The organism is Pseudomonas paraversuta, from assembly GCF_904063065.1.
In the GTDB taxonomy this organism is placed as follows: Bacteria; Pseudomonadota; Gammaproteobacteria; order Pseudomonadales; family Pseudomonadaceae; genus Aquipseudomonas; species Aquipseudomonas paraversuta.
This window is the reverse complement of record NZ_CAJFCL010000004.1, coordinates 320,618-332,543: the sequence shown is the minus strand read 5'-3', so window position 1 is coordinate 332,543 and position 11,926 is coordinate 320,618. Positions and strand designations below refer to the sequence as shown.

Annotated in this window: 9 protein-coding genes; 6 read left to right on the top strand and 3 right to left on the bottom strand. The window is 59.9% G+C overall.

Going from position 1 to position 11,926, the window contains the following annotated elements:
- Nucleotides 1-44 precede the first annotated feature (44 nt).
- Complete coding sequence (locus tag JQ845_RS10360; RefSeq protein ID WP_203008957.1) at nucleotides 45-395, bottom strand: DUF1493 family protein; 351 nt, start codon at nucleotides 393-395, stop codon at nucleotides 45-47.
- Between the two features lie 114 nt (nucleotides 396-509).
- Nucleotides 510-1,547, bottom strand: a complete 1,038-nt coding sequence (locus JQ845_RS10355; protein ID WP_203009001.1) for a S8 family peptidase — start codon at nucleotides 1,545-1,547, stop codon at nucleotides 510-512.
- 260 nt (nucleotides 1,548-1,807) lie between these two features.
- Here JQ845_RS10355 and JQ845_RS10350 point away from each other — a divergent pair, with 260 nt between their 5' ends.
- Nucleotides 1,808-3,751: a RecQ family ATP-dependent DNA helicase gene (locus JQ845_RS10350; RefSeq protein ID WP_161719262.1), complete on the top strand. Its 1,944-nt coding sequence runs from the start codon at nucleotides 1,808-1,810 to the stop codon at nucleotides 3,749-3,751.
- A gap of 65 nt (nucleotides 3,752-3,816) precedes the next feature.
- On the opposite strand, the gene JQ845_RS10345 is transcribed toward JQ845_RS10350, so the two are convergent.
- Nucleotides 3,817-5,181: a formimidoylglutamate deiminase gene (locus JQ845_RS10345; protein WP_161719265.1), complete on the bottom strand. Its 1,365-nt coding sequence runs from the start codon at nucleotides 5,179-5,181 to the stop codon at nucleotides 3,817-3,819.
- Between the two features lie 145 nt (nucleotides 5,182-5,326).
- On the opposite strand from JQ845_RS10345, the gene hutC reads away from it, so the two are divergent.
- The 5 genes from hutC (at nucleotide 5,327) to hutH (ending at nucleotide 11,880) form a co-directional block, all read left to right on the top strand.
- Nucleotides 5,327-6,037 carry a histidine utilization repressor gene (gene hutC / locus JQ845_RS10340; RefSeq protein ID WP_203009000.1) on the top strand — a complete coding sequence of 237 codons (711 nt, stop codon included), beginning with the start codon at nucleotides 5,327-5,329 and terminating at the stop codon, nucleotides 6,035-6,037.
- On the top strand, nucleotides 6,034-6,612 hold the full coding sequence (locus tag JQ845_RS10335) for a HutD/Ves family protein (protein WP_203008956.1): 579 nt from the start codon (nucleotides 6,034-6,036) through the stop codon (nucleotides 6,610-6,612). Before hutC ends, JQ845_RS10335 begins: the two co-directional genes overlap by 4 nt.
- Before the next feature lie 358 nt (nucleotides 6,613-6,970).
- Nucleotides 6,971-8,668 carry a urocanate hydratase gene (gene hutU / locus JQ845_RS10330; RefSeq protein WP_060781838.1) on the top strand — a complete coding sequence of 566 codons (1,698 nt, stop codon included), beginning with the start codon at nucleotides 6,971-6,973 and terminating at the stop codon, nucleotides 8,666-8,668.
- Between the two features lie 140 nt (nucleotides 8,669-8,808).
- The gene (locus JQ845_RS10325) at nucleotides 8,809-10,278 is read left to right on the top strand and encodes a purine-cytosine permease family protein (protein WP_160626352.1); all 1,470 of its coding nucleotides are present in this window, start codon (nucleotides 8,809-8,811) and stop codon (nucleotides 10,276-10,278) included.
- 69 nt (nucleotides 10,279-10,347) lie between these two features.
- Nucleotides 10,348-11,880, top strand: a complete 1,533-nt coding sequence (gene hutH, locus JQ845_RS10320; protein ID WP_003438698.1) for a histidine ammonia-lyase — start codon at nucleotides 10,348-10,350, stop codon at nucleotides 11,878-11,880.
- Nucleotides 11,881-11,926 lie beyond the last annotated feature (46 nt).

Below are 11,926 nucleotides of genomic sequence, written 5' to 3'. Positions count from 1 at the left end.
CACGAAAAAGCCGCCTGCAAGGGCGGCTTTTTTCTGCCTGGAATTTAGCCTTCCAGGGTGTGCGTGTCCCACTGCCCGCTGTTTATCGCCGCGTACAGCATGCCTATGGTCAGGGGCACTTTATTGCCCCGGCCCTTGGCATCGCGCTTGAAATGCGGATCGTTGCCTGCCGGCTGGAAATAGCTGTAGGCATCGTAGTCCGCCAGGTCCAGACCGAAGTGCTCCTCGAGGACTTCCATCAAATGCAGGGCGTCGCTGCCGTTACAGCCCAGGTCAAGGTTGATCGATGTCTTCAGGCTGACAGTCTTGTGTTCCGGCAGGCCGATTTCTTCATGCAGCAGTTGCACCAGCTCGCGCAAGGTCGGGTTATCAGGCAGGTCGGCGGCGAGTTTCATGGCGGCAGTCTCCGTATGGCAGTTTGGGCGAGATCGGCTTTGGGTGAGCAGCAAAATACCTCAAGACGGTACGCAGGCCCATGGGTCTTTAGCCAGTGGGCCGGCGTCCTCACTTTACTGGCCGGGGGCGGGGCGCGAAGCGGCCTCCAGATCCATCAAGCCTTGCCCGTAAGCTTCGCTGTTGGCATAGATGCCGCTGCGATTGGCCGTGCTGAGCAAGCGCTCGCGCAACTGTTGCGGGGTCATCTGCGGGTAACGGCTTTGCAGGGCTGCCAGGGCGCCGCTGACCAGCGCCGCGGCAGGAGAGGTTCCGATAGTCGGTCCATAGCTGCCGTCCTCGCGTGTGGTGAGCAAGCCATCCCCGCTGTCGCCCCCGGGTACTGCAATACACCAGCGTGCTGCCAGACCGCAGTAGTTGGATTTCTGGTTGATGGCAGTGCCGTCGCTCTTGAGGGCCATGACCGCAATCCAGCCGGGTTCCAGTTCGGGGTACAGCGCGGGCAGGCCCGGTTCGGCGAGGGGTTCGCGCTTGACTTCATTACCGGTGGAAAACACCAAGACGGCGCCGTCCGCCACCAGCTTTTTGGCAGCCGCCAGGGAGTCGCCCATCAGGCGTTCATAAACAATGGCTTCATTGGTGTTGGCTTCAATCGGGTTGGCCCATGAGTTGCTGATGATTTGTGCGCCCTTGTCATGGCTGAGTTGCCACGCCCGGGCAATTTCAGTGTCGAAATAGAACGGCTCCTTGTCGTCGCCAAAGCGCATGGGGATCAGTTGGGCGTTGAAGGCAATGCCATGCATGCCTTTGTCGTCTTTGTTGGCGGCGATAATGCCGGCCATTTGTGTCCCGTGGCCCTTGATGTCGACGGTGCCCGGTTGCTTGCGCACAAAGTCATGGCCGGGGTCGGCAATACGCCCCCGGAACTCGGAAAGGGTGTCGTTCATGCCCGAGTCAATCAAGGCAACCTTGACGTTCTGGCCGGTGCCGCCCCGGGCATAGAGCGTCGAGGCCTTGACCACCGGCAGGGCTTTCTGTGCGAGGTATTCAGTTGTTTCAAAGACACTTGTGTCCAGTTCCGGCGGCGCGGGCGCTGGTGTGACGCAGCTCAGAAGGAGCACGGGCAGGACGAGCAGAGTGGTGCGCTGCAGCATGGAAATCGATGCTTTATTCCGGTGATGGGGTAACGCCTCAGGCATGGGTGGGTCCTTTTGTAGATAAATTCCATGGTTAATACCCGTGGTGTCGCTGCGTGCGGCAGGTCGGGTCAGGCGTGTTAATGTCTGTGGTTTTGTCCAGGCGTGCAGGTTTTCTCTGTATCAATTTGTGGCGTCAAGCCTGCTGCCTTTTCTCGATCGACTGCACGGCTCGGGTTAGAGTTTTGCGCTTTGCAGCGGTCAATGGAGTGACAGTTATGCACAACACCCTGGAACAGGTTTTCGGTTATCCACAGTTTCGTGACGGGCAAGAGGCGGCGATCAGTGCCGTGCTGGCCGGGCGTTCGGCGGCCGCGATTTTTCCGACGGGCTCGGGCAAGTCGCTGTGCTACCAGCTGCCGGCCTTGCTGCTGCCGCACCTGACGCTGGTGGTGTCGCCGCTGCTGGCGCTGATGCAGGACCAGTTGGCGTTTTTACAGCGCCATGGCATTGCCGCCGCCAGCATTGATTCGGCGCAAAGCCGTGATGACGCCAGTGCGGTCATGGCCCGGGCCAAAGCGGGCGAATTGAAGATCCTGATGATTTCGGTTGAGCGCCTGAAGAACGAGCGTTTTCGCAATTTTTTGCAGCAGGTGCCGATTTCGTTACTGGTTGTGGACGAGGCCCACTGTATCTCCGAGTGGGGGCATAACTTTCGCCCGGACTACTTGAAGCTGCCGGACTACCAGCGTCAGTTCAACATCCCGCAAGCCTTGCTGCTCACGGCAACGGCCACGCCCAACGTGATTGCCGACATGCAGAGCAAATTCGCGATCGCCGAGGCGGATGTGATCACCACCGGTTTCTATCGCGCCAACCTCAACCTGTGGGTCGAGCCGGTCACCGGGGCCGCCAAGCGCCAGCGCCTGGTGCAATGGATGGGCGAGCGCAGCGGCCAGCCGAGCATTGTCTACGTCACCCTGCAAAAGACTGCGGAGCAGATCGCCGCGCATCTGAACCAGAACGGCATCAGCGCCAACGCTTATCACGCCGGTTTGCCCCACGATCAGCGCGAGGGCATTCAACGTCAGTTCATGGGCGGGCAATTGAATTGCATCGTGGCCACCATCGCCTTTGGCATGGGCATCGATAAAAGCGACATCCGCAACGTAGTGCATTTCGACTTGCCCAAGTCGATCGAAAACTACAGTCAGGAAATCGGTCGCGCCGGGCGTGATGGCCAGCCATCGGACTGCCTGGTTCTGGCCAATCGTGACAGTCTCAACGTGCTGGAAAATTTTGTGTACGGCGACACCCCCGAATTGCAGGGCATCCGCTGTGTGCTTGAAGAACTGCGTGCAGCCATCCCCGAAGGGCAGTGGGAATTCTTGCTGGGGCCTTTGGCCGATCAGAGCAATATTCGCCAGCTTCCGCTCAAGACCCTGCTGGTGCAGCTGGAATTGCGTGGCCTGATTGCTCCGCGCTATGCGTATTTTGCCGAGTACCGTTTCAAGTTCCTGATTGAGCCCGATGCACTGCTGGCCAGATTCGAGGGTGAGCGCCAGCAGTTTGTCTCGGCCATTATCCAGACCTCCAGCCGTGCCCGGACCTGGGCCACGGTCAATTTCGACACCCTGTACAGCCAGCATCAGGCCGACCGTAACCGGGTGGTCAAAGCGCTGGATTATTTCCAGGAAAAGGGCTGGATCGAGCTTGAAAGCAAACAGATGACCGAGGTTTACAGCCTGTTGCTGACAGAGTTTGACGTCGAGGCGCTGAGCCTGGAGCTGCATGAGTACTTCACAGCCCATGAGCGTGGCGAGATTGTGCGCATTCACGCCATGTTGGCATTGTTCGCCAGTGACACCTGCCTGAGCTATCGCCTGGCGCACTACTTCGGTGACGGGCAGGCACCGCAACAATGCGGGCATTGCTCGGTGTGTGCCGGGCAGGTCGCGCGCTTGCCTGAACCCCCCGCGCTGGCGCCGCTTGTGGATAAAAACTTTGAAGCGCTGTGCGCTGCTTTTATCCACAGGCATCAGGAATTCACCGCAAGTTATCCCCCGCCGGAACGCCTGACCCGGTTTTTATGCGGGATCAGCGTGCCGTTGTTTACCAAAATGAAAGCCCGGGGGATTGCCGGGTTTGCGGCATTGGAAAACTACCCCTATGCCGAGGTGCGGGAATGGGCCGCACAACATCAAGGCCCAGAATCATTGTAGGAGCGAGCTGTCGGCGGTTGAAAGAGCTCGCGAGCAAGCTCGCTCCTACAGGCAACCTCGCTCCGTCAGCCCAACAGCTCGCGCAATACCCGGGTGAAGTCGCGGCAGCTGGCTTCTTCATCGGCGTGATGGCCGTCGCGGACCACCCACTGGCCATTCACCATTACGTCGCGCACCTGGCGGTCGCCACCGGCAAACAACCAGCGATTGAGAATGGCGTCGTCCTGGGCAGTGGCCAGGTACGGGTCTTTGCCGTCGAGTACCAGCCAGTCTGCGCGCTGGCCTACGGCCAGACCTGCTACCGGCTGGCCCATCGCCTGGGCGCCGCCAGCCAGGGCCGCGTCGTACAGTGTGCGCCCGACCATGGGCTGATCGCTGCGATACAGCCGGTTGCGGCGTTGGTCACGCAAGCGCTGGCCGTATTCCAGCCAGCGCAACTCTTCGACCACACTCAATGACACGTGGCTGTCCGAGCCAATCCCCAGGCGACCGCCCCGGGCCAGGTAATCCACCGCCGGAAAGATCCCGTCACCCAGGTTGGCTTCAGTGGTCAGGCACAAACCAGCCACCGCTTTGCTTTGTGCCATCAGACGTACTTCATCCGCATCGGCATGGGTGGCGTGTACCAGGCACCAGCGCTGGTCAACCTCGACGTTGTCATACAGCCACTGGATAGGGCGCTTGCCGCTCCAGACCAGGCAGTCGTCGACTTCCTTTTGCTGCTCGGCGATATGGATATGCACCGGGCAGGTGGTGTCGCTGGCAGCCAGTACATCGTGGATCTGTTGCGGGGTCACGGCGCGCAACGAGTGGAAACACAGGCCCAGGTTCTGGGCCGGTTGTTGTGCCAGCAGCGGCTTTAACTGTTGCTGAAGTTGCAGGTATTGCTCGGTGCTGTTGATAAAGCGTCGCTGACCCTCATTGGGCGCCTGGCCGCCGAAACCGGCGTGGCTGTACAGCACAGGGAGCAGGGTCAGGCCAATCCCGCTCGAACGGGCCGCTTCGCTGATGCGCAGTGCCAGCTCTGCCGGGTTGGCATAGGGCTGGCCCGTGAGGTCATGGTGAACGTAATGAAATTCGGCAACCGAGGTGTAGCCGGCCTTGAGCATTTCTATATACAGCTGCCGGGCAATGACGCCGAGCTGTTCGGGGCTGATTTTGCCGACCAGCCGATACATCAGGTCGCGCCAGGTCCAGAAACTGTCATCGGGATTGCCCGCGACTTCGGCCAGCCCGGCCATGGCGCGCTGGAACGCGTGCGAGTGCAGGTTCGGCATGCCCGGCAGCAGCGGGCCACTCAAGCGTTCGGCGCCGTGGGCGTCGGCATTGGCCTGGATGCGGGTCAGGCGGCCATCGGCACCCACCTCGATTCGGACATTGGTCGCCCAGCCTGTAGGTAACAGCGCACGCTCGGCAAAGAAGACGGACATTGGTTCGGCATCCCATGGTTTGTTATTTGTATATACATATACAGACGTTTGCCTGCTCGGTAAACTCCGGCAATCTAAGCCCCTAACTCATAAACAAGGATTGCCTGTGTCGACTCCGCCTGTCGTGTCCCCGCTGGCCGCCCACATGGGCGATAGCCCGGCCCCGCTATACGTCCGTGTAAAGCAGATGATCACCCAGCAAATCCAGAGCGGGAACTGGCCTCCGCATTACCGCGTGCCCTCTGAAAGCGAACTGGTCAGCCAGTTGGGCTTCAGCCGCATGACCATCAACCGTGCGCTGCGTGAAATGACCGCCGACGGCCTGCTGGTGCGCATGCAAGGTGTCGGCACCTTTGTCGCCGAGCCCAAAACCCAGTCGGCCTTGTTTGAAGTGAATAACATTGCCGATGAAATCGCCGCTCGCGGGCACCGGCACTCCTGCAAGGTGATCAGCCTGGGTGAAGAGCTTGCCGGTTCAGAGCGCGCGGCCGTGCTCGACATGCGCGAAGGGCAGAAGGTGTTTCACTCATTGATCGTGCATTACGAAAACGAAATTGCCGTGCAAATTGAGGACCGTTTCGTCAATGCCCAGGTGGCGCCGGACTACTTGAAGCAAGACTTCACTTTGCAAACGCCCTACGCCTACCTGTCCCAGGTCGCACCCCTGACCGAGGGTGAGCACATTGTCGAAGCGATTCTGGCTGACTCCCAAGAGTGCAAACTGCTGCAAATCGAACCCGGCGAACCCTGCTTGCTGATCCGCCGTCGCACCTGGTCCGGGCGTCAGCCTGTTACCGCCGCCCGGTTGATCCACCCCGGTTCCCGCCATCGCCTGGAAGGACGCTTCAGTAAATGAATGAATTGAAAGTTTTACGCGCTGTTGATTACCCGCGCATGCCGTGGAAGAACGGCGGCGGCAGCACCGAAGAAATTACCCGTGACGCCGGGGAAGGCCTTGAAGGTTTCGGCTGGCGCCTGTCGATTGCCGATATTGGTGAGTCGGGCGGATTTTCCCGCTTCGATGGCTATCAGCGAATTATCAGCGTGCTGCAAGGCGCGGGCATGAACCTGCAGGTCGATGGCGCCAGCACCCGGGCCCTGTTGCCGTTCGATGCCTATGCATTCAAAGGTGACAGCGCGGTCAGTTGCACCTTGATTGACGGACCAATCCGCGACTTCAACCTGATCTACGCCCCGGATAGTTACAGTGCGCGCCTGCAGTGGCTGGACGCGGTAACACCGCAGCGTTTCTTCAGCTCGGCCCGGACCCTGCTGGTTTTCGCTGTCGATGAGCAAGTCCATGTCTGCCCGGGTAACACTCAGCAGCAACATCTGGGGCGTTATGACTGCCTGCAGCTGAACGACAACAGTGAACTGCTGGAAATCACGGTAACCGGCCGCTGCTGTGTGATTGAGTTGAGCGGGATCTAAGCCGCACATACGCCTCTGTAGGAGCGAGCTTGCTCGCGAGCTCTTGAATGCGGCCACCAAGAGCTCGCTCCTGCAAGGTTTGAGTCATTGCTGCGCCCCATCTTGTTACCGAACGCCCCAAAAAGACGCAAAACCCCCGCTTCAGTAACATCCCTGCGCTTTGCCCTTTACTCCCTGCAAAAAAATCCTTCATCCCTCATCGCCTTGATTTTCGTGCCTTGCAGCTTCGAATACTTAAATTTCACGGGCTGATATCGCACCTTGGCCGCTTACTTGCATATGCTTGTATGTACAAGTACATAAGTGTGCGTCGACCCTCTTGTCCCCGACGCATCTGCCCATCGCTGAGGAGTTACCCGTGACTTCAACTACCCCTAAATCGCCAGCTGCGTTTACCCGTCATCGTGATGGTGAAATCCGCGCCGCCCGCGGTACCCAGCTCACTGCCAAAAGCTGGATGACCGAAGCTCCGCTGCGGATGTTGATGAACAACCTCGACCCGCAAGTGGCCGAGAACCCGACCGAACTGGTGGTATATGGCGGTATTGGGCGTGCAGCGCGTAACTGGGAGTGCTACGACAAAATCGTCGAAAGCCTGACCAACCTCAACGACGACGAAACCCTGCTGGTGCAGTCGGGCAAGCCGGTCGGCGTGTTCAAGACCCACAGCAACGCGCCGCGGGTACTGATCGCCAACTCCAACCTGGTACCGCACTGGGCCACCTGGGAACACTTCAACGAACTCGACGCCAAAGGCCTGGCCATGTACGGCCAGATGACCGCCGGCAGCTGGATCTACATCGGCAGCCAGGGCATCGTGCAAGGCACCTACGAAACCTTCGTCGAAGCCGGCCGTCAGCATTACAACGGCAGCCTTAAAGGCAAGTGGGTACTGACCGCAGGCCTGGGCGGCATGGGTGGTGCGCAGCCACTGGCCGCGACCCTGGCGGGTGCCTGCTCGTTGAACATCGAATGCCAGCAGAGCCGCATCGACTTCCGTCTGGCCACCCGCTATGTCGACGAGCAAGCCGTCGACCTGGACGACGCCTTGGTCCGTATCGCGAAATACACCGCTGAAGGCAAGGCCATCTCCATAGCCCTGTGCGGGAATGCTGCCGAACTGCTGCCCGAAATGGTCCGTCGTGGTGTGCGCCCGGACATGGTCACCGACCAGACCAGCGCCCACGATCCGCTCAATGGCTACCTGCCAAAAGGCTGGACCTGGGAACAGTACCGCGACCGCGCCGTGACCGATCCGGCTGCCGTGGTCAAAGCCGCCAAGGCTTCGATGGGCGAACACGTGGAAGCCATGCTGGCGTTCCAGAAGGCCGGCATTCCAACCTTCGACTACGGCAACAACATTCGTCAAATGGCCAAAGAAGTCGGCGTTGAAAACGCCTTCGACTTCCCGGGATTCGTACCGGCCTATATACGTCCACTGTTCTGCCGCGGTGTAGGCCCGTTCCGTTGGGTTGCTCTGTCTGGCGATGCAGAAGACATCTACAAGACCGATGCCAAGGTCAAAGAGCTGATCGCCGACGACGCGCATCTGCATAACTGGCTGGACATGGCACGCGAACGCATCAGCTTCCAGGGTCTGCCGGCGCGTATCTGCTGGGTTGGCCTGGGCCAGCGCGCCAAGCTGGGCCTGGCGTTCAACGAAATGGTGCGTAGCGGCGAGCTGAAAGCGCCGATCGTGATCGGCCGCGATCACCTGGACTCCGGTTCAGTGTCGAGCCCGAACCGCGAAACCGAATCGATGAAAGATGGCTCGGATGCCGTATCCGACTGGCCACTGCTCAACGCCTTGCTCAACACCGCCAGTGGCGCGACCTGGGTGTCCCTGCACCACGGCGGCGGCGTAGGCATGGGCTTCTCGCAGCACTCGGGCATGGTGATTGTGTGTGATGGCACCGACGAAGCAGCTGAGCGCATTGCCCGCGTGTTGCACAACGACCCGGCCACCGGCGTGATGCGCCATGCCGATGCCGGCTACGACATCGCCATCGACTGCGCCAACGAACAGGGCCTGAACCTGCCGATGATCAACGGCTGATCCGGCTGGCAGCAAAAAATGTGGGCGCTGGCTTGCCAGCGATCAGAGCACCTCGCAATGACTGATGCAGTGAGGTGTTTGCATCGCTGGCGAGCCAAATTCAGAGCACATCCCGTTTTCCTTTATTTGAGGTGGGGCACATGGCTGTTAATGATGATCGTGCAGGCGCAACACCGCTGATCGAAAAACGCTCGATCGACTACATTCCCGAGTCCGAGCGTCATGGTCGGCTCATCAGTCAATTCACTTTGTGGCTGGGAGCCAACCTGCAGATCACGGCGATTGTGACGGGCGCGCTGGCCGTGGTGCTGGGCGGCGATGTGTTCTGGTCGCTGATCGGCCTGTTTGTCGGGCAATTGCTCGGTGGCGCGGTAATGGCGCTGCACGGTGCCCAGGGTCCGCAACTGGGTTTGCCGCAGATGATCTCCAGCCGTGTGCAGTTCGGGGTGTATGGCGCGGTGGTGCCGCTGGTGCTGGTGTGCCTGATGTATATCGGGTTTTCGGCCAGCGGCTCGCTGCTGGCCGGTCAAGCGATTGCCCAGTTGCTGCATGTTGAAGACTGGATCGGCATTGTCGCCTTTGCCGGTTTTATCGTGATCCTGACCATCTTCGGTTACCGGGTGATTCACGGCATTGGCCGGATCGCCAGTGTGCTGGGGGTGATTGCCTTCATCTATCTGTTCTACAAACTGCTGGCCGGCAATGACATTGGCGCGCTGTTGGCCAACAAGCATTTCTCCATCAGCAGCTTTTTGCTGGCGATCTCGCTGTCCGCCTCGTGGCAAATTGCGTTTGGCCCCTATGTGGCGGATTACTCGCGCTACCTGCCGAGCAAAACTTCACCGGTCAAAACCTTTTGGGCGATCAGTCTGGGTTCCGTCATTGGTGCCCAGATTGCCATGGTGTTCGGCGTTCTGGCTGCCGCTCTGGCCGGCTCGCAATTTGCCCACCACGAAGTGTCGTTCATTGTCGGACTGGGCGGCACCGGCATTGTGGCGGCGTTGCTGTATTTCGCCGTGGCCTTCGGCAAGGTGACGATCACCACGCTCAATGCCTACGGCAGTTTCATGTCCATCGCCACCATCGTCAGCGGCTTTCGCGGCAGCCGGCGGATTCCCGGTGGCGTGCGCCTGCTCTACATCCTGGTGATGGTCGCCATGGCCACCACCCTGGCTCTGTTGGGCAAAGACTCGTTCCTCAAGGATTTCTCCGCTTTTATCCTGTTCCTGCTGGCGTTTTTTACGCCCTGGAGCGCGATCAACCTGGTGGATTTCTACTGCATTACCAAAGAACGCTACGACATTCCGGCGCTGTCCAACCCCGAGGGTCGATATGGCCGCTGGAACCGGGTTGGCTTGAGCGTCTATGTGTTTGGCGTGCTGATTCAAATGCCTTTTATGTCGACCCATTTTTACACCGGCCCGCTGGTGGATAGCCTGGGTGGCACCGATATCTCCTGGATCATCGGTCTGGTCGTGCCTGCAGCCCTGTATTACTGGGCTGCAAGGAAGTGGGCGCGGCCGGTTCCCGAGCACCTGATTTTACCGGCCCAAACCCATGCGCCCGCCCATACGGCAGCTGTGCTGCCCGTAGTGCCGGCGACGATTTAGCCTGCAAACATCAATTTGAAAAAGCCCGCAGTGACTGGCAGCCAACAAGAATTTCAAAGGAGCATTAATGTGAACCGTTTAAACCTGATCCCCGGTCAACTGAGCCTTGCCCAACTGCGTGACATTTATCAGCAGCCGGTAACCCTCAGTCTGGACGAAAGCGCTTCGGCGCAGATTGATGCCAGCGTGGCCTGCGTCGAGCAAATCCTTGCCGAGAACCGCACCACCTATGGCATCAATACCGGTTTTGGTTTGTTGGCTTCGACAAAAATTGCCAGCGAAGACCTGGAAAACCTCCAGCGTTCGCTGGTGCTGTCCCATGCGGCCGGTATCGGCGAGCCGTTGAGCGATGACATGGTGCGCCTGATCATGGTGCTCAAGGTCAACAGCCTGAGCCGTGGTTTCTCCGGTATTCGCCGCGTAGTGATCGACGCCTTGATCGCCTTGATCAATGCCCAGGTTTATCCGCACATCCCGCTAAAAGGCTCGGTGGGTGCATCGGGCGATCTGGCGCCTTTGGCCCATATGTCCCTGGTGCTGCTGGGCGAAGGCAAGGCGCGCTACAAAGGTCAATGGCTGGATGCCGTTGCGGCCTTGAAGCAGGCCGGCCTTGAGCCCCTGACCCTGGCGGCCAAGGAAGGGCTGGCCTTGCTCAACGGCACTCAGGTGTCGACTGCCTACGCGCTGCGCGGCCTGTTTGAAGGTGAAGACCTGTTTGCTGCCGCCATGGCCTGCGGCGGCCTGACGGTGGAAGCAGTACTGGGTTCGCGCTCGCCGTTCGACCCGCGCATTCATGCCGCACGTGGCCAGCGCGGGCAAATCGACGCCGCTGCGATTTACCGTGATCTGCTGGGCACCAGCAGCGAAGTGTCCGAGTCGCACAAAAACTGCGACAAGGTGCAAGACCCGTACTCCCTGCGTTGCCAGCCGCAAGTGATGGGTGCCTGCCTGACCCAGTTCCGCCAGGCCGCCGAAGTGCTGGGCATTGAAGCCAACGCCGTATCGGACAACCCGCTGGTGTTTGCCGAGCAGGGTGACGTGATCTCGGGCGGCAACTTCCACGCCGAGCCGGTTGCCATGGCGGCCGACAACATGGCCCTGGCCATTGCAGAAATCGGTTCGCTGAGCGAGCGCCGTATCTCGTTGATGATGGACAAGCACATGTCGCAACTGCCGCCGTTCCTGGTGGCCAATGGCGGCGTCAACTCCGGCTTCATGATCGCTCAGGTGACGGCTGCGGCCCTGGCCAGCGAGAACAAGGCACTGGCCCATCCCCATAGCGTCGACAGCATTCCCACCTCGGCCAACCAGGAAGACCACGTCTCGATGGCTCCGGCTGCAGGCAAGCGTCTGTGGGAAATGGCCGAGAACACCCGTGGCGTGCTGGCGGTCGAGTGGCTGGCGGCGTGCCAGGGGCTTGATCTGCGTGATGGCCTGAAAACCTCGGTCAAGCTTGAAATTGCCCGTACCACTTTGCGTAGCAAGGTCGCGTTCTACGAAAAAGACCGCTTCTTCGCCCCGGATATCGAAGCCGCCATGCAGTTGCTGGCCTCGCGCTGTCTGAATGAGCTGGTGCCTGCCAACGTTCTTCCAAGCCTGTAACCCAAAAAACGCAGAGCGCTCGTTGAGCGCTCTGCGTATCTGTTTT